Annotated in this window: 12 protein-coding genes and 2 pseudogenes; 6 read left to right on the top strand and 8 right to left on the bottom strand. The window is 58.3% G+C overall.

From position 1 onward, the window contains the following. Positions 1-12: 12 nt before the first annotated feature. From EJA71_RS17055 to EJA71_RS27855, 3 genes and pseudogenes are all read right to left on the bottom strand, one after another. Positions 13-3,345: a Tc toxin subunit A gene (locus EJA71_RS17055; RefSeq protein WP_158958656.1), complete on the bottom strand. Its 3,333-nt coding sequence runs from the start codon at positions 3,343-3,345 to the stop codon at positions 13-15. Between the two features lie 341 nt (positions 3,346-3,686). Continuing rightward, positions 3,687-4,283: pseudogene (locus EJA71_RS27860) on the bottom strand (methyl-accepting chemotaxis protein); the annotation flags it as partial. 261 nt (positions 4,284-4,544) lie between these two features. Further along, positions 4,545-5,573: pseudogene (locus EJA71_RS27855) on the bottom strand (methyl-accepting chemotaxis protein); the annotation flags it as partial. Between the two features lie 287 nt (positions 5,574-5,860). Here EJA71_RS27855 and EJA71_RS17045 point away from each other — a divergent pair. Continuing rightward, on the top strand, positions 5,861-6,532 hold the full coding sequence (locus EJA71_RS17045) for a histidine phosphatase family protein (protein WP_158958652.1): 672 nt from the start codon (positions 5,861-5,863) through the stop codon (positions 6,530-6,532). Continuing rightward, entirely contained in the window at positions 6,529-7,350 is an 822-nt protein-coding gene (locus tag EJA71_RS17040; protein WP_158958650.1) for a phosphatase PAP2 family protein, read from the top strand. Before EJA71_RS17045 ends, EJA71_RS17040 begins: the two co-directional genes overlap by 4 nt. Here the strand turns inward: EJA71_RS17040 and EJA71_RS17035 are convergent. The 3 genes from EJA71_RS17035 to EJA71_RS17025 all read right to left on the bottom strand — a co-directional run bounded on the left by EJA71_RS17035 (position 7,329) and on the right by EJA71_RS17025 (position 11,745). Then, positions 7,329-9,176, bottom strand: coding sequence for a CocE/NonD family hydrolase (locus EJA71_RS17035; RefSeq protein WP_158958684.1), 1,848 nt, complete (start codon positions 9,174-9,176; stop codon positions 7,329-7,331). The genes EJA71_RS17040 and EJA71_RS17035 overlap by 22 nt on opposite strands. Positions 9,177-9,264: 88 nt before the next feature. After that, on the bottom strand, positions 9,265-10,707 hold the full coding sequence (locus tag EJA71_RS17030) for a YfcC family protein (protein ID WP_158958648.1): 1,443 nt from the start codon (positions 10,705-10,707) through the stop codon (positions 9,265-9,267). A 132-nt stretch (positions 10,708-10,839) separates the two neighbouring features. Then, on the bottom strand, positions 10,840-11,745 hold the full coding sequence (locus tag EJA71_RS17025) for a LysR family transcriptional regulator (protein ID WP_158958646.1): 906 nt from the start codon (positions 11,743-11,745) through the stop codon (positions 10,840-10,842). A gap of 229 nt (positions 11,746-11,974) precedes the next feature. Here EJA71_RS17025 and EJA71_RS17020 point away from each other — a divergent pair, with 229 nt between their 5' ends. Beyond that, positions 11,975-13,198 carry an OprD family porin gene (locus EJA71_RS17020; protein ID WP_158958644.1) on the top strand — a complete coding sequence of 408 codons (1,224 nt, stop codon included), beginning with the start codon at positions 11,975-11,977 and terminating at the stop codon, positions 13,196-13,198. A gap of 1 nt (position 13,199) precedes the next feature. Here the strand turns inward: EJA71_RS17020 and EJA71_RS17015 are convergent, their stop codons facing one another. Both EJA71_RS17015 and EJA71_RS17010 read right to left on the bottom strand, forming a co-directional pair. Next, the gene (locus tag EJA71_RS17015) at positions 13,200-14,639 is read right to left on the bottom strand and encodes a glycosyltransferase family 39 protein (RefSeq protein ID WP_158958642.1); all 1,440 of its coding nucleotides are present in this window, start codon (positions 14,637-14,639) and stop codon (positions 13,200-13,202) included. A gap of 68 nt (positions 14,640-14,707) precedes the next feature. Further along, complete coding sequence (locus tag EJA71_RS17010; RefSeq protein WP_158958640.1) at positions 14,708-15,295, bottom strand: GNAT family N-acetyltransferase; 588 nt, start codon at positions 15,293-15,295, stop codon at positions 14,708-14,710. 329 nt (positions 15,296-15,624) lie between these two features. Between EJA71_RS17010 and EJA71_RS17005 the strand changes: the two genes are divergently transcribed. The 3 genes from EJA71_RS17005 (at position 15,625) to EJA71_RS16995 (ending at position 18,720) form a co-directional block, all read left to right on the top strand. Next, on the top strand, positions 15,625-16,518 hold the full coding sequence (locus EJA71_RS17005) for an amidohydrolase (RefSeq protein WP_158958638.1): 894 nt from the start codon (positions 15,625-15,627) through the stop codon (positions 16,516-16,518). A gap of 36 nt (positions 16,519-16,554) precedes the next feature. After that, the gene (locus EJA71_RS17000) at positions 16,555-17,529 is read left to right on the top strand and encodes an alpha/beta fold hydrolase (RefSeq protein WP_158958636.1); all 975 of its coding nucleotides are present in this window, start codon (positions 16,555-16,557) and stop codon (positions 17,527-17,529) included. A gap of 195 nt (positions 17,530-17,724) precedes the next feature. Beyond that, on the top strand, positions 17,725-18,720 hold the full coding sequence (locus EJA71_RS16995; RefSeq protein WP_158958634.1) for a GlxA family transcriptional regulator: 996 nt from the start codon (positions 17,725-17,727) through the stop codon (positions 18,718-18,720). Positions 18,721-18,981 lie beyond the last annotated feature (261 nt).

Raw genomic sequence — 18,981 nt, 5'->3', positions numbered from 1 at the left:
TCATGAAGGGGATTATTTTGCGGTTGCCATGACCGCCTCGCCGACGGCTTTCCAGTGTGATTCAGGGCTGTCGTTGCGAAGGCCAGTGGCATTGAGCAAGGCTGAAACTTCCAAACCGGTCGCCGCGCAGGTGTCGTGGCAGCGCATGATCCAATCAATGTCTTCAATGGTTTTGGCACGGGAATCAGGCAGCTTCGCGGTCAACAGGCTGACTTGCGTCGCTGTCCAGCCCATTATCCGGGCGAGGTGCAGGTTGACGGTTCCGGTGGAGGAAGAGGCGGTGTTGGCGAGTTCCAGATAGTTCAGCAGGCTCTCTTCCTCATGCTGACGGCTCACGATGCAATGGTTGAAGCGGTCGAGCAGGTAGAGAGTCGCGAGGTTCAGTATCAGGGCGCGATTGTCACGCTGCAGCCAATCGGGACGACTCAGGAAAACCTGCAAGGCCCTGTTGCTCATTTGCAACTGAACGATCGCCTGGGCATGACGAATGGTCGGTTCCAGGATGGCGGCGAGAGAGCCTCTGTCCTGTGTGTTCAATGCTTGGCGAAGAACCTGGTAAATCGAGGACTGCGCCCATATCACCACGCCTTTGGCGCAGGTCATGGCCAGTGAACAGGTTTGCTGGAGAAATCTTTCCAGCAGATGCTGCTGCCGGTCATGGGCCGCCATCAGCAGATCAGTGAGCTTGCGCTGGCAGTCGCTCTTCAATCGCTGGTTGACCGCAGGGTCTTCGGCGAGGGTCACCGTAGCGAACACCTGCTCGAGTTTGGCGCGCAACTCTTTTTCAACGTCGTCAGATGCATTGGCGGCGAAGTCTTTGATCAGTCCTTTATCGTCGAGCAGACTTTCAGCCAACTCCTTGCGCCAATCTAAGCCCACCGGCAATGCAAGTGCCGCCAGTTCAAGCTGGGTCACGATGACTTTGCGAATTTCAGCCTGCAGGTGAGTGAAGTGTTGAAGAAGTGCCCCAAGCATTTGATCGCTGCTATTGGCGGGCTCTAGCAAATGCCTCAGTCCGGGAATATCAAAGGCAGATTTTTTGATCCAGCGGGTGATCCAGTCCATTTGCATCAGAACATCGAGCATGTCCAGCTTCTGAGCCTCGCTAGCTCCTCGAGTCTGCGTGACGTTGCCGAAGCTATGAAGTTGATAGTCGTCAGCGGCAGCCTTTCTCAGCGTTATTTGCGGAGCGTTCAGTTGCAGCAATTCATCGAGCGTGCCGCCATAGCACGACAGTGTTTTGCCGGCTAAAGACACGACGGTGTTTGCTTCGATTTTCTCGGACAGGCGAATACAGATGTCCAAGACATTTGCGGATTTTTCACTGGGATACCGGATGATTATCTCGCCGGATGTTGAATCGGACAGAAATGTCGAACTGGTTTCGAAGGTTGAACCGTGCAACAACTGCCAGTTCCCGGTGGCTGATTTCGGCGCGCTCAGACACAAGGTTATCTTGAGTTTTTCGTGGTGAAGATCGCTCATCCGGACGACGGTTACACCGGTCTCACCTGTCACCAGGCACTTGGCGATAGGTTCCCCGCCCAACAGATTGGCCAGTGTCGTCGATTCGTCAATGCTGATGCCGAACAAACGGGCGATGCGTGTTTGTCGGTAAATGGAAGAGAGCGTGCGCACGTCACATTTGAGCGGACCTAGCCGCTTCTCGGTATTTTTCACCACATGCAACAACGCGCTTTCCGACATCGGTACACCGAGGCTGTGGCTCAGGTGCTGCAAAATAGAGTGCGAGCCAGGATCCGCCTCGTTTGGCGAAAAACGTCGTCCGTCGAGTACCAGGCGCTGGTCGAATAACCGGGCGGGATTGAATGTCTGGTCAAACAAGGAAGGCTTGCCACCGAGGGCGCAGGTCGAAATCTGGTGCAGCAGGGCAGCGAACTCCGCAGCCGAAATCGAATAATGGCGCTGCAGATAACGGTAGACGCCAAGCGCACACACAACATGGTTGCTGATCTGCAGTGCTGAAGTGCTGGGCCGTTGCGACTCACTCGCGCTGCAGATCAACAGATCCAGATCGGCAAAGGGCATATCAAGCCATCGTTGCAAACGAATCATTCGGTGCAGCCGCTCAAACCGCTCCATGGTTGCGTTAATGATCCTCGCAGGCTTTTGTCGCGAGTCGATCATCATCACCGGATGACTGCTGCTAACGCTTGCGTTGACGAATCGAGCGGCATCAGCTGTGGAAGATTGCCCCGTCTGAGTGTCAGTGGGTGGTGCAAATTTGCCCTGGGCAAGAAGATCCTGGAGTTGTTCGGCGTTGAGTTCGGTTCGCTCGAGAAAGGTACTGACAATGCTCAGTTCTGCGGTCAGCACTGCACCGTACAAAGGTTTCCAGTGTTCCTTTTGCTTGTCATTCGCTGAGGCAGATACATCGGTTTCAATGTGGGCCAGATGTTTCGCGGTTGGCCAGTCCAAGAGTAGCTCCTGCCTTTTCGGCCCGATCCCGGACATCATTCTCTGCGCTTCATGAAGGGACGAGCCCTGCACGCTGCCGTACAGATAATTTTCATGCTGGCTGAAGGGAAGATGCTGAGTGATCAGGTAGTTCAACTCGCCCAGCGTCGTCCGTTTTTCCTCGAGCCCGAGCATGCACTGGTGATGAAAGAACTCGTAGGGAAGGACGAAAGGGAATTTGCGCGCAGCGAGCGCTTCAGGGGTCGACAGGTATGTTTCCACGCTGCCTGCGAGCCCGGCGCGAATGTTTCTGTCCAGCGTTTCATTGACGATCTGCAGCATTGGCTGGGCGGTGAAGGTGCTTTGATGATCGATCAGCAGCGTGGCCAGATCCGGGCGCCGGCTGGCCAACCGAATGCGCCTGGCTTTTTCTTTGCTGTTTTCTGAATGACTGGACTCCAGTTGCAAGGCAAACAAGTAGAGCGCGCGAAGGTAAGCCACTGGCGAGTCGACGGCGGCGATCGAGTTGCTCTTGCAGCTATCGTCCCAGTTCTCTTTGAACAGGTTAGTAAAAGTGGGGCTTTGCTCTTCCCCTGCACGTATGCCCGGTGGGTGCCATTTGTGCTGCGCTTTACCGTCCGAGGTTCGTTCTTCGCGGTAAAGATGAGAGAGCTGGGCAGCGAGACTCTGGGCGTTTTCCAAGACCTTCTGGGTGTCGATGCGCTTGGCGAGATCCTTGAGTACTGGATTCTCTTGCGCGGCCTCGTTGAGCCTTGACTTCAGTTCGCTGTTGGTCAGCCGAGTGATGTCGAAAATCGAGTCGCCGTTCAGACTGCCTTTGAAAAGATCCTTCAGTTGCTGCTCCTGGCCATCGGGGCTGTGCGCCTGGATCAGTTTGTCGAGCAGAGTTTGAGTCTCGGTGCCCATGTTGTTGTGCTCTTTATTGTGTGGGAGTCGACCCTAACAAGAGCAGAACGAGCGGGCTGTCAGCCCTTTCAATGGCAGAGGGTTGGGATTGTCGGCGCGGAACAGGGGAAAGGGAGCCAAGAGGCGTAGGAACTTGAAACAACTGGGGGTAGGACGACCATTGGAGGCCTGACGGGGCTGACATTTGTCAGGGTTTCAAGTTGTCGCGTCGTCATGTGCGCAATCGCGGGCAAGCCCGCCCCCACCGTTAACGAGTCGAACACAAAAATCTGTGAACGACTCAAAACCCGTGGGAGCGGGCTTGCCCGCGATTCGGTTTTTGCTTCAGCGCGAAATCAGGATCAAACCCGGAAGTGGCTGACCATCTGCTGCAACTGACCACCCAGACGCGCCAGTTCAACACTGGACGCTGCGGTCTCATCGCTGGCGGCGGCTGTCTGTTCCGACACGTCGCGGACGTTGATGATGCTGCGGCTGATCTCTTCGGCCACGGCGCTCTGCTGTTCGGCAGCAGCGGCGATCTGCTGGTTCATCGACTGGATGTTCGACACCGTGCGGGTGATGTTTTCCAGCGATGCGCCGGCCTTGCGGGTCAGGGCGACGCTGCTGTCGGTCAGCGCGCGGCTGTTGTTCATCACCGCCGAGACTTGCTGCGTGCCGTTCTGCAGACCGGCAACCAGGCCTTCGATTTCTTCGGTGGACTTCTGCGTGCGCTGAGCCAGACCACGCACTTCGTCGGCGACCACGGCAAAACCACGACCGGCTTCACCAGCACGGGCCGCTTCAATCGCGGCGTTGAGCGCGAGCAGGTTGGTCTGTTCGGCCACAGCCTTGATCACGTCCATGACGCTGCCGATCTTGTCGCTTTCCTGTTGCAGCACGCTCATCGCTTCAGTGGAACGCACGACTTCACTGGCCAGACGTTCGATCTGTGCGATGGCTTCGTTCACCACTTTGTCGCCTTCACGGGCTTCGCCGTCAGCGGCAGCAGCAGCTTGCGAAGCTTCTTCAGCGTTACGCGCGACTTCCTGCACGGTGGCAGTCATCTCGTGCATGGCGGTGGCGACCTGGTCGGTCTCGACTTTCTGGCTGTTCACACCGGCACTGGTCTGCTCGGTCACGGCCGACAGTTCTTCGGCAGCGCTGGCAATCTGGGTGACGCCGTCGCGGATGCCGCTGATCAAGTCACGCAGGGTTACGCCCATGCGTGCGATGCCTTGTTGCAGCACACCGAGTTCGTCGCGGCGGGTGACAGTGACGTTCTGGGTCAGGTCGCCGCTGGCGATGCGCTCGACCACGGCCAGGGTTTCTTGCAGCGGACGGGTGATCTGACGGGTGATGATCACAGCGGCGATGATGCCCACCAGCAGCGCCAGCAGGGTACTGATCAGTTGCAGGGTACGGGCCTGAGCACTTTCGGCATCACGACGGTCGAGCTGGATCTGATACAGCTGCTCGCTCAGGGCAACGATGGTGGTGCCCTGATCGGTCATTTCCTTACGTGCCTGCACAGCGTCAGTGTTGGCGTTTTTATACGCCATCAACGCGCTGCGGTAGTTACCCAGCGCGGTTTCCAGCTGACGCAGAGCATCTTGCTGGCTGTCGGCAAAATGCACGTTGAGTTGCTTGAGGCTGGCGATGGCTACGTCGACCTGGCCGACAGCCTTCTGCTCGGTTTCGGCGTTGGTAGTAGCGGTGTAACCGCGCACTTCGTAGCGCGCAAGGATGAACGCTTCCTTGGCAGCAGTGATCGCCTGGAACTGGTCGAAACGCTGTTCGCTCATGTCCATCTGCTGCACGCGCTTGCTGATCGCTTCGATCAGGCTGTAAGCGGTTTGGGCGTTGGTGTTCATGGTGTCGCGTGCAGTGTTGCCGGTGCGGTAGGCATTGCGCATTTTGTTCAGGGACGTCTGGTATTCAGCGATGGTCGCTGCCTGCTCCTTGAGCAGTTTGACGTTTTCCGGGCTCTTGAAGCTGCTGATCAGCTTTTGCTGTTGGGCGGCAAACGCTTCAAGGGTGGTCTGCACGTTTTGCGCGGCAGTTTCATCGCCGTTGGTCAGCATGTATTGCAGGCGTACCACGCGCAGTTTGGTCAGGCCCGAGTTGAGCTGGGTGATGTCGCTCATCCAGTTGCTGCGGTCAATCAGACCGCCCAGGCTGGTCCAGCCCGTCAAGGCCAGCACGCAGGTCAGGGCCAGTACCAGGCCGAAGCCCAGGCCCAATTTCATGTTTACGCTGATGTTGCCGAACCAGCTATTCATCACAAATCCTCCAGAAACGTTGGGTTTCTTGGTCGTCGGTTAGGCTGGAAGATTGTTGTTTTTTTGAGCCAGCAAGGGTGTTAGCAGGTTTGTATCGGCAGCAAAGCCGAGAGCTGAAAGGATTTTGTCCGACAGAATTTGTAACAAGCGCTCCCAAGACTTTTTTCACATGGGTTTCACTGGCTGCCAACGCCCGCCTCTGTACCTTCGCCGCATCGAATGACAAGTGATAGATGCCGGCGAGGCGGCTTTTTGTGGAATTGAGACTGAGACTGTTCGGCGTCAGACGCGCAATCGATCTGAGCGGTTTGGCGCGCTTTCGCAACACCTGGGTGGTGTTGGCGGCCTCGTTGCTGGTGATTCCGTTGACGCTGTGGCTGCTGGCGCCCGCAGCGGTGCCGGATCTGGCCCACGGCAATGTGGCCGGCGCGCAGGCGTTGGCGCAGGGCTGGGCCGAAGGCGACGTGATCGTGCTGGTGCGCCACGTCGAGCGTTGCGATCACTCCAAAGCGCGCTGCCTGAGTGGCAATGATGGCATTACCGAGCGTTCGCGCAGTGTCGCGGGCGCAGTGGGCTCGCAGTTCGAACAACTGGGGCTGAACAACGCCGATCTCTACAACAGCCCGATAGTGCGCACCGTGCAGACGGCCGGCCACATGTTCACCAAGACTTCAATCGCCGCCGACTGGCTGATCAGTTGCAAGGGCCGCATGTTGCAAGAGGCGCTGGCGCACAAAGTGCCAGGGCGTAACTTGATTCTGGTGACCCACAGCGAGTGCATCGCGCAATTCGAGAAAGACCTGAAAGTGCCGGCGTCCGACCCCGGTTACGGCTCATCGTTGTTTGTTTCCGCTGCAAATCCGGCGGCTCCAAAAATGCTCGGCTTTATTGAAGCCTCCGACTGGCGCACGGTGACCACCCGATGAAATCCCGTTTCTACGCATACAACTTCGGCATTGCGCTGCTCTGCGCAGCGGTGGTGTTTCTGATGTTCGACATGACCCGAATCGACATCGCCTTCAGCAATCTGCTGTTCGATCCGCTGACCCAGACGTTCCCTCTCGATAAAATTCACTTCTTCGAAAAACTCACGCACAAGTGGGCGCGAATCATTCCGAACTGGACAGCAGAAATCGCCCTGATCGGCGCAATGCTCTCGGTGATCTGGCCGCTGGTCAATCCGCAGAAGCAACCGCGTCTGGGCGCGTTCCTTGAGCGCAGCAGAGTCGCGCCTGTACTGCGCTTTACAGCTGATCACCGTCGGGATTTTTTCTTTATCGTGGTGGCGTTCGCCGTCTGCACCGGCGTGATCCATTTCCTCAAAGCCCACACCAGCGTTTACTGCCCGATCGAGACCACGTTGTATGGCGGCAAAATGGCTCATATCGAGTGGTACGAAAATTTTCAGCTGTTCCATGAAGCGGGCGAGGGTCGTTGCTGGCCGGGCGGACATGCGTCCGGCGGCTTCACCATGCTGGCGTTGTACTTTGTTGCGCGGCGCTATCAGTCGCGGTTTTCCAAGGCGATTTTGTTGGGCTCGATGTTGCTCGGTTTCGTTTACGGCACGACGCGGGTTCTGCAGGGCTGGCACTACATGTCCCATACGCTCTGGGCCGGGATCTTCGTGTGGCTGGCGTGTTTGCTGACGGCAATGGCGTTTTATGGTCGGGCGCGCCTGGAGAAACCGGTGTTGCGCACATCCGCAACACCGGCCGTTCTGCATCAATCCGAATCGGTGGCCTGACGCTCAAGGGCGGCCAGCGCGGTGGGCGTGAGGATGGTCAGCACCAGGCGTGAAGCGAAGTCGGCGCTCATGTGCACGGTGTTGGTGGCGATGCGTTTGTGCGCTGCCTGACCTTCAGCTTCGCCGCTGTTGGGGTTGACGTCGAAGTGCGGGAAGTTGCTGCTGGCAATATCCAGGCGCAAGCGATGTCCGCGCTTGAACAGGTTGCAAGTGGCGAATGGCTCAATCACTACTTTTACCCGCTGTCCCGGCACCAGGGCCTGCGGGTTTTCCCATGAGTCTCGATAGCGGCAGCGCACGATCCCGTCGGTAATGTTCATCGCGTAGCCGTCCGGGTAGACGTCGACCAGTTTGGCGGTGAAATCTGTGTCGAGGCCGTCGCTCTCCACCCATAATTCAATGCTTAGCGGGCCGGCGACGATCAGGTCTTCTTTCAACGGTGCCGTCTCGAAACTCAAGACATCGGCGCGTTCGGCCAAGGGGCTGTCACAACCTGTAGTGCCGAAAAAATCGGCGCGCTCGCGTTGATCGAAAGCGCCGCCGACAAACACCGGGGCGCCGGACGTCAGGGCGCCGCCAATGGTCGGGACCGGATGATCGGGGTCAGCGTGATAGCTCAGCCTCGATTCCCTTGCTGAAGGCGGATCCTCGCTCAATTGCCGCTGATCATTCAGATAAAGGTTAAACGGCTGGCTGCCGGGCAGCGGCCACTGCGAACTCCGCAGCCAGCGTCCTCCGTGTTGCAAACGACCGTTGTCATCCTTCTGGCCATCGCCGCCGCCCATCAAAAATACCTGCACGGGTGCCGTTGTTTCAGGGGCGAGAGACTGATCCTTGAGCGAGCGCTCAAACCAGTCCAATCGGCAATCGAGCCAGGTGCGCGCGACATTGCCATCGAAGTTGGCCGCTGCGCCGAATTCAGCATCGCCGCTGTGGCTGATGTTGCGATCACCGTGCAGCCACGGGCCCATGATCAAATGTTGGGGGCTGCGGTTGTGACGGTTGAAGGCGCGGTAGTTGGCCAGTGTCGAACTGACATAAGCGTCGTACCAACTGGACATGAACAACACCGGAATATCCGGCAGGTTATCGTAATGACCTTCGGCGTAGATGCCCGGCTTGCGCCAGTAATCCGTGAAGCTGCCCTGTGCCCATTGCTCCAGCAGATAGGCTTCGTACTCCGGCACATGGCGAATCGGCGAGTGGCCGGCCTGCCAAGGCATGCGCGAAAACCACTGGTGAATGTCTTCCTGCTCCAATGCGGCGCGCACCTGCGGGTCGGCGAGGGCGGCAGGGCTTTCTTTCGCCTGACGCCAAGCCCAGGTCGCCTGCTTCAATTCAAAAGCACCGCCCTGACGAATGCCGCACTGGAACGCATTCGAAAAACCACCGGAGTCGAGAACCATGCTGCTTAACCCCGGCGGATGCAGACAGGCCATCGCCAATTGCGTGTGCGCCGCGTAAGACAAACCCATGCTGCCGATCCGACCGTTGCACCAGGGTTGCTCGACGATCCAGGCGAGGGTGTCGAAACCGTCTTCGCCTTCCGAGGTGTATTTGGTGAACACACCCTCGGAGGCATAGCGCCCGCGGCAGTCCTGAAACACCGCAACAAAACCGCGCGCGGTAAAACGCGCGGCCATGGCTTCACGGGAAATGTGCAGACCGTCGAGTTGCTTCTCCGAGCGCGACGGTTTGCGCTTGTCGTAAGGCGTGCGTTCGATCACCACCGGCCAGGGGCCTGTACTGTCGGTCGGCAGGTAAATATCGGTGGCAAGGCGGATGCCATCGCGCAGCGTAATCATTTGATCGGGCAACAACTGCATCGCCGGGCCAACCTGTTCGCAGAGGGAATTCATATCAGAACCTTGTAGAAACCGGCGCCTGTCGCGTTGGCTTCAGGCGCCCGGACACTCAATAACCGGTAGACACGGCCACCGCCAGCAGCACCATCGCCAGCACCGCATAGATCAGGAACAGCGGCAGGATGTAGCGCGCCCATTGGCCCCAGCCCACTTGTGCGGTGGCGAGCAGCACCAGCAAACCGCTGGAAGTTGGCGTGATCATGTTGGTCAAACCGTTGCCCAGCAAAAACGCGTACACCGTGGTTTGCGGACTGACACCGGAGAGCTGGCCGAGCGGGCCGAAGATCGGCATGGTCACGGCGGCCTGACCGGAGGTGGATGGAATCAATACGTCCAGACCCAGTTGCGAGAAGAACATCGCGTAGGCCGAAACGACCGGGCCGTGGTCGCTGACCACGCTGGCCAAGCCGTTGACGATGGTGTCGAGCACCTGGCCGGTGCTGAGGATGATTTCCACCGCCGTCGCCAGCCCGATCAGCACGCCGGCGATCAGAACCTTTTTCATCCCGTCGACAAAAGCGCTGGCGGCGGTGCTCGCGCCCATGCCGTGGATCGCCGCGAAGACTACGCTCAGGAGCAGATAGAACGCCGACAGCTCATGGTATTTCCAGCCCCAGCGATGCGAGGCAAACACCATGAAACCGACGCCAAAAGCCAGCACCAACAGGTTGAGCAAATGGCGCAGCGGCAGCGGTTTGTGTTCGAAGGTGATGACGGCGCTGTGGTCGTAGCCGTGGCGACGAATGCTCCACAACACAAACACGATCCCGACACTGAGGAACAGCGCATAAGCCGCGATGCGCATGCTCATCCCGCTGAAAATCGGCAGGCCGACCATCGGTTGCGCTACCGACAGCGCGACCGGATTGGTGATCGACGCCAGATAGCCGATCTTCACCGAGATACACACGATGGCCAGGCCGATCAGGTTCGACAACCCCAGCCGATTGGCCATCGCCACCATCAGCGGCACGATCAGAATGAATTCCTTGGCCAACCCCATAAACGTACTGCCGGCCGAGAACACCAGCATCAGCATCGGCACCAGTACATAGATGTTGCCGCGGGTCATGCCGAGCAAGCGTTCGAGCCCTGCGTCGATCACTCCGGCCTTGTTCAGCACGCCAAACATGCCGCCGATGAACAGCACCATGAAAATCAGCCCGGCACGCTTTTCGATGCCTTGCGGAATCGCCATGAAGCCTTCGATCAGTGACACCGGTCGGGCGACCGGGTCCTTGGCCACGCGCGGCTCGACAGCGAACAGATGGCTGAGGGAATGGCTCTTTTCCAGGACTTGATAGGAGCCCGGCACCACCAGCCCGTTCTGGCGCTCGAAAGTGCCGGAGTTGACCGCATAGGTGAAGCCGACCGCGAGCAAAACGATGCTCAACAGGATGATCGCCGGGTTGATGGTTTTACGTGGAGTCTGCTTGTCCGGCTGCGACTGACTGTCGGCAGCATCCGGTTGGGTGAGGCTGATCTGGGACATGGCGGTGAGCCCTTTGGCGTTTTTGTTTTGGGTGTCGACACTTCGATGGGGCAGACACTAGGGCAAACGCCAAGGGGCGACAACGTTATGCGAGGAGCGGGTCAGGCTATGCGTTTTCTGCTCTGAGCGAGCTTATTGCACGGGATTGATCGATTCGCCCAGACGTTGTTTTAGGTGGCTGGCGAATGCGCTGACGAGGGGCGAACGCTGCTCGTCGCGGCGGAATGCCAAACCGAATTCATAGCGCAATGTTGGCTGGAAGGGGCGCGTCACGATGGGCAAATGGGCGAAGTGACTGGCGAGCAGTCCGTTGACGATCGACACCCCCAAACCTTCCGCGACGAAGCTGCATGCGGCGCCGACCGAGTGCACTTCGATACGCACTTGCGGCGTCAGGTTGACCGCGCGAAACACCTGATTGAGCTCCGCACGCAAGGCGCGTTGCCGGCCCAGCAACACCAGCGGCACATTGCGCAGATGTTGCACGTCGATCACCGGGTAGCGCGTTAGCGGATGATCGGCGGGCATCACGCAAACCCCTTCGGTTTCCAGCAGCGGCTCGATGTCGAAGTCCGGCAGTTCGGTGGGCAGGCGGACAAAACCAAGATCGGCAGAACGGTCGAGCACGGCGCGCTCAATGGTGTCGTAGGAGCCGGTGAGCAACTCGACCACGATGTCATCGTGACTCTTGAGAAATTCGGCAACGATTTTCGGCAGCAGCTCTTGGGTCATGCTGGTTGGAACGGCGACCTTGAGCAGACTCTTGTGCGAGCGACCGATGCGCAATTCATCGGCCATGCGTTGAATGCGCTGCAGGCCATCCACTAATCCTGAGACCTCGGCGAGCAGCTCTTCGGCTTCCGGTGTGGCCATCAAACGCCCCTTCTTGCGCAGGAACAAAGCGAAGCCCAGGGTCTGTTCGAATTGTGTCAGCAAGCGACTCACCGCCGATTGCGAAAGCCCCATGCGAGTGGCCGCGCCGATGGTCGAACCGGTGGCCATGATGGCTTTGAAAGCCTCGAGTTGTTTGAGGTTCACGCTGACGATTCCCAGGGTTCTGTAACGGTGCAGGCCTGCGAAAAACCCGCTTTCGCATAGCTTGATGCGCTTCTCGCATAACGTTGTGGACGCGCTGTCGAGCCGTTAGTGTCCGCCGCAATGCGCCGTTGAGTCCAGCCGTGCAGCACTACAAAAACCAGATCAATCCCGCTTGCGGGACCTTTGCGACTGCCCATAAAACCGACAATGCGGGGCTGAGGAAAACACCATGCGTGGACTGTTCACGAGAGGCGGCATTGTGTCCGCAGGATTGCTGGCGAGCTTGTCGCCAGAGCTGATGGCCGAAGGTTTCTTCGCCGATTCACAGGGCAAACTGATCTTGCGCAATTACTACTTCAACGACGGCTATCGCGATGGCGGCGAAGATCGCAAAGAGTGGGCCCAGGGCTTTCTGCTCAACCTGCAATCGGGCTACACCGAAGGCGCGGTCGGCTTCGGTCTCGACGCATTGGGGCTGGCCGGTCTGAAACTTGATTCCAGCCCGGCCCGCGCCGGCACCGGTTTGCTGCCGGTGCACGATGACGGCCACGCAGCGGACGGTTTTTCCAGTCTGGGAGTGACCGCAAAAATGCGCATTGGCGAAGCGGTCATCAAGACCGGCAACCTGATGCCGAAGATTCCGGTACTGGTCTACAACGACGGTCGCCTGTTACCGCAGACCTTTCGCGGCACGCAAATCGAGTACAGCGGCATCCGCGACCTGTATTTGCACAGCGGTCATCTGGACAAATTCAAGCAGCGCAACTCCACCGACAGCGTCGATCTCTATCCGCAGGGTTACACCGGCAGCAAAGGCACCGACTTCGACTTTGCCGGCGCCAGCTACAAGTTCACGCCGAACTTGAGCGGCACCTGGTATTACGGTGAGATGCGCGAGTTCTATCGGCAGCAGTTTCTCGGCCTGGTGCACAAACTGCCGCTGGGCGGCGGCAGCCTGACCAGCGATTTGCGCTACTTCATCAGCGACGATGCCGGGGAAGCACGCAACGGCGCGGTCGATGCCGATATGTTCAGCGGCTTGTTCACCTATCGCCTCGGCGCGCATGCCTTGGGCGTTGGCTATCAAAAGGTCAGCGGCGATACCGCATTGCCCTACACCAGCGTTTCAACGGTTTACTCCTTCTCCAATGCCGGTGTCGGAAAATTCATCCAGGCTGGCGAGCAAACGTGGATGCTGAGGTACGACTATGACTTCGCTGCCATTTTGCCCGGCCTGAGCTTGATGACCCGTTACTACAAAGGTGAGAACGGCGACTACAAGGGCCGCGAAGCCAGGGAGTGGGAGGCTGACACCAACTTGCGCTACGTTATTCAAAGCAGCGCACTCAAAGGCTTAGGCATTGAAATGCGCAAGGCCACTTATCGCTCGACCTATGCCAGTGATCGCGACAACTATCGCCTGTACCTGACCTACGACATCGCCTTGTGGTGACTCAGTAACCGACGAAGTAATAAGCCTGCCGCCCGACCTTCATGGTCTTCAGCACTTTCACTGGGGCGGTGGGTTCGATATCTGCGGCAACAACCGCCACATTGGTTGAAGAAGCGCTAAGAAACTCCCGCAACTGCGCCTCGGTATCCAGACCCTTTAGCACGCTCTGCGTATAGAACACGCTGGCGCCGCCCACTCGTTCGTTGGCTTGAAACAATGCCACCTGATGACCGTCCGCTTGCAGCGCTTGAATGTGTTCGGTCAGCGGCAGGAACGACAGGTGTTTATCGGCGTTTGGCAGCGCCCATTGAGCGGCGCCGAGATAGCTGGCGATCACCACGGTCAGAACGCTGGCGGCCAATGTCTGACGGTGACGAGCGATTCGGCCGACAAAGCTGTGGCTCGATTCGTAGGCTTTCAGCTTGTCGAACAGTACGCCTGCGTACTCCGCCGCTATCACCGCTGCCGCCGGGGTCATCGACATCAGGTACACCGTGCGCTTGCTCGACGCCAATGTCAGCATGACGAATTGCGCAACGATCCACAGGCTGAAAAACAGCAGATAACGATTGGCCTTGAGCTGTTTGCGGAAATGCCACAGCCCCAGGTACACCAGGATGTTCCACGGCAAAAATGCTTGCGGCAGTTTGGCGAGGTAGTAATAGAACGGCTCGTAATGCCCGGCCTCGACGAACGACCCGCTGAAACGACCGACGCTGTTGGTCAGCAACACTTCTCTGACCGCTTGTGCGCCGCCCTGCTGATAAAGCACGACTAGCCAGATCAAAAGCGGGATCAGCCCGACCACGGTCAGCAGTCCCGGCCGCAACCAATCAGCGATCTTCAGGCGTTTATCGATCAAGGTATCGGCCAGCAGATAAGCGAAAATCACCACCCCCGGCATCGCCAGCCCCAGGACACCCTTGCTCAATGTAGCAATGGCGATCCCGATGACGAACAGCAGCGGATTGCTGGCAGTCGATGCACGTTGCGCCTGAAAAAACGCCAGCAATGCCATGGTCACGCCGAGCGCCAGCAGCGCGTCCTCGCCGACGCCGCGCACGTTGCTCCAGTAGCTGGCCATGGTTGCCAGCAAAATCCCCGCCGTCCACGCGATTCGCTGCGGCCGTTCGAAGCGTCGCAACTGGCCATACAGCACCATCACGCTGAGCAGTCCAGCTACCGCCGATGCCAGCCGAACCGACCAAGGCGATACGCCGAACACGCGCATGGCGCCGGCATCCAGCCACAGGCTCAGCGGCGGTTTTTCCAGAAACGGTTCGCCGAACAGGCGCGGCGTCACCCAGTCGTTGTCCAGGTGCATTTCCATGGCGATGCCGGCGACGCGGGCTTCGGTGGAACCCTGCAATTGATGACCGCCCAACGCGAAGAAAAACAGCAGGGCGGCAAGCAGAAACAGCGAAGGGGCGGCACGCGACATGGTTTCAGGCTACCGAAGGGAGCGGGAACCTCGAGCATACGGCGCCATTGCTGAACAAATCGTGAAGCTCACGCCAATGGTCGCGACCAACGCTTGTCCGGCGCCTCGAACACGGGATTGACCAGCGATGTCAGCACGTGATCCTGCCAGCGTCCGGCAATGTTCAGGTAGGCCTTGGCATAACCCTCCCGTTCAAACTCCAGCTTCTCCAGCAGCCGCGCGCTGCGTTCGTTGCCGGGAATGTAGTTGGCCATGATCCGGTGCAGGTTCTGCGTGTCGAACATGTAGCCGATCCCAGCCTCCAGCGCTTCGCGCATCAAACCCTGGCCCTGATGCGCCTCGTCGATGTGATAACCCAGATAACAGGCCTGAAACGCCCCGCGAATAATGCCGCTGAAATTGCACGCGCCAATCATCTGCTGGCCATCCTGACTCAACAACGCGAAGTGCATCGCCAGCCCGGCCTCAAAGGCGCTGGCCTGAATCTCCAGACGTCGGCGAATCTGCTCGGTGGAAAAATACTCAGTGGTGCGAATCGGCGACCAAGGGGCGAGGTGGCGCAGGTTGCGTTGGTAAAACGCACTCTCGAGACCGGCCTGATCCGGGGCGAGAATCGCCAGCGTCAAGCGTTGGCAGGGCAGGGACAGCAGCGGCATCGGGCACTCCTTGGCGAAGGGTCTACCGGCAGCGTCGCGCAATTGCCTGGGGGACGGCAAGTGGTGATGATCTTCAGGCAAAAAAAAGCCCGCGGGAGAGCCGCGGGCGAACCGTAGTTTCTTGAATGAGCGAGGGGACTTTACAGGTTTGAATGTGAAGGGGCAGTGAAGAAAAATTCATCCTGCGTGGGGTGATATTGCAGCGCCGTTACGCTTTGTTCTCACACATTCGCGCATGGCGAAATTTTGATAGTACACGTCGAGTTGGCGGGAGCGACGAAGGACTCACGACGATTATTGTTTTCGCACAAAAGCAGGAAACAATAATCATGCTGCCGCTGATTGAAAGAACAGACAGTCACGTTCATTTTTTTACTTCAAAAGACCTTCGCCGAGTGGCCGGTTCGCTGCCTTATGCATTACCGGAGCCGCATCCGCTGACGGCTTATCTGGATGAGTTGATCAATGCCGGTATTGCTCCGAGGCTACTCAACAATGTCCATTTGAGCATTCTGCCGGACTCGGAAAACGTATTTGCTGCATTTGAAGAACTGAAGAATCTTCAGGCGAATAATCCGCAGCGCTACGGTGGCGTCACGTTAGTGGGGACGATCAAGGCAGAACCTGCTTACGCCACGCAAGAACGTCTCTCTCACCCGCAGGTGGTTGGCGCCCGGATCGTTTTACACGATGCACCGCCGCAAACCGTTTCAGACGGGCAATTCAGCGAAGGGCAGTGGTCGGCATTTTATCGCCGCTTGCGACCGCACCAGCATCTGCACATTTATGCCAAAGAAGCCGAGACGAATCTGCGTGTATTGCGCCAGATCCCTCGCGATGTGCGGGTCATCATCGATCACCTGGGCTCTTGTCACAGCGAGCGTGGCGTCAGCGAGCCTGCGTACATCGCGCTACTTGCCGAGGCCGCCGCACGAGGCAACGTATGGTTCAAGGGGCCAGGCTATCGCACTTGCGTCGACCCTGAGGAAGCCGGCCGTTTCGTCACGCAAATTGTTCGGGAAGTCGGTGCGGACAAGATTCTTCTGGAAGCAACGGACGCACCTCATGTTGGAACGGACAACAAGGGAATTGCGTATTCCGCCCTGTTTAATCCCAGCAAGGTTTTCAACTTTGTTGATGCCGTTGCACTGCATGTTTCCCAGCAAACCCGAATACCTGTTGGCCAACTTCTCCGAGGAGCATCTGGCCAGTTGGAAAGTTGATCTACGCCCACGTTCCCACTTCGAGATAAAACAGCAATGACGACCATTACCACAAGAGACATCCACTTCGCTGTGAAGTATGGCGATGAAACCCTGAACCTCAAGGGCACGGTATTTCAGCCGGAACAACTCGACGCTGCGTCGCAAAAACTGCCACCGGTAATCTTTAACTCTGGCTTCACCGGCGGGGTCACGATGTACGGGCAACTCTTCGGTCGCGCTTTGGCAGCCTTGGGTTATCGCGTCATGACCTACGACGTGGCAGGCTTTTTTTCCAACAAGCACATTCGTAACACCCTCGAGTCAGGTGACAAGGTTGTCACCAACGTGATCCTCGAAGATCAGAAAGATGAAGTGCTGGCTGCTGTTGAATGGGCGCGCGAGAATTTCGGTGAGATGCCGGTGGTCGCATCATGGGCGATGGGCTCGGTGGCAAGTCTCGGTGCCGTGGCAGAGCTCGCCGCCGCCGGCGGTGAACAGATCCGCTTCTGGGTGCCGATGAGTTACACCAACATTCGCAAACTGCAAGCCTTGCGCGCTGATCAGGCTGGCGCTGACGCGGCCATTGCGCAACTCGCCGATGACGCGCCGATCCCGCCCTTCGACACCGGCATGGATGAAACCCGACTTGGTTATTACCCACTGGATCCTGAAACCCAGGCTTATGTGGATCAGCAACTGGGCGGCTACACCGAAGCTGGAGGCGCGGACCGTTGGCCGGGCTGCACTCACGTGACGGCGAAGTCCTACAAGTCCTATGTCGAATATGACCCGGAGCGGTCCATTGAAGGTGCAAAAGGTTTTCCGCCAGCGCTGATCATCCATGGCGCCGATAACACGTTGCACATGCCCTCGGAGTCTCTGCGTCTGCATCAAAACTATCCTGGCGATGCCGGCCCGAATGCGCTGATTATTTCGCGCATGCAACATGGTCAGCAGAATCAGGCCGACAGCCCGGTTTTCAAATCGATGATCGAAAGCATCGACGAGGCCATTCGCGCGCGCGGCTGATCTGCTCGCCATTTTCCTGCGAGAGCTCGGGCGTTGAGGTCTCGCAGCGATTCTCCCATCAAGGGCGGCGTTCCTCCCCATTCGTTCTGGCTGAATGCGTGCTCTGCCCCTAACATGGCAAGTTCAAAGCCGCTCCGTCGGGGGTGGCATGGGCTGTTCACTCGAACGGCTGGAACCCCATGAAAGGATCTGGCGATGACAGCCCCCAGCGATTCAGCCACGCTTGTGACCAGTGGTACGACCAAGCGAATCGGGCTGCTCATTCTTCCTCAGTTTTCCATGATGGCCCTGGCGGGTGCCAGCGAGCCTTTGCGTGCGGCCAATCGGCTGTCCGGCAAAGCGCTTTATGAGTGGTCTCTGCTTACGGAATCGGGCGGACCGGTCAGCTCCAGCAGCGGTATCGAAATCCAGACCGTACCGGTGGCTCAGGCAGCCGAGCTGGATCGCGTGTTTGTTCTGGCGAGTCTGGACATCGAGCATCAGAAACCACCGAAAATGCTGCGTTTCCTGCAGCGCGCCGCATCCCGCGGGATCACCGTCGGCGCACTGAGCACCGGTACGTTCATCCTTGCTCGCGCCGGGTTACTAGAGGGCAAGCGTTGTACTTTGCACTGGGAATCCATCGGCCAGTTTTCCGAAGAATTCCCCACCATCGAAGTCACCAAAGAACTGTACGTCAACCATGGCAACCGCTGGACATGCGCCGGGGGCACGGCAGCCATCGATCTCATGCTGGCGCAGATTGCGCTTGATTTCGGTAACCCGCTTGCGGCGAGTGTCGCCGAGCAGTTTCTGCACGCCAGGATACGCGCGCCGGAAGAGCATCAGCGGATGTCGATCCAGTGGCGGTTCGGGATTCACGATCGCAGGCTGACGGCCGCCATCGCCTTCATGGAGAACAATCTGGAGAACATCGTCGGCATTGAAGAGATCGCCGACCGCTGCAATCTGTCTCACCGGCAACTCGAGCGGCTTTGGCATCAGCACTTCGGCATGACACCGAAGAAGTTCTATCTGGAACTCCGGTTGAACGAAGCGCGCCGGTTGTTGCGTGAGAGCACCCAGCCCATTGCGTCCATCGCCTACAGCTGCGGGTTCGTTTCGGCATCACACCTAGGCGCTGCTTATCGTCGCGTCTGGGGATGTACGCCCGGAGAAGAGCGGCGGAAATTTGATGATGCTCATTCCTGATTTCATTCCAGCGGGCATGCCTGTAAAACCTCCGAAACACTCATCGCCAGAAAATCCAATAGCTAGCTAATGACTTGCCCCGCCAAGCAGTGAACTCTGGCTAGCCTTGTTGGTTGCTGCCCCCGCTTACGGCCATCTGCCATCGATCCTCTCGGCTGCGTTGTGCGCTGACTGGCCGCGTGACGTCGTTTTTTTGATAGAAATCGTCGAACTCCAAGCTCAGAGTGCATGCAGTAGCGCGGTACTGTTTTCTCCAGATAC

It is taken from the genome of Pseudomonas sp. PB106 (assembly GCF_009764645.1).
In the GTDB taxonomy this organism is placed as follows: Bacteria; Pseudomonadota; Gammaproteobacteria; order Pseudomonadales; family Pseudomonadaceae; genus Aquipseudomonas.
This window is presented reverse-complemented; position numbering and strand designations above follow the sequence as displayed.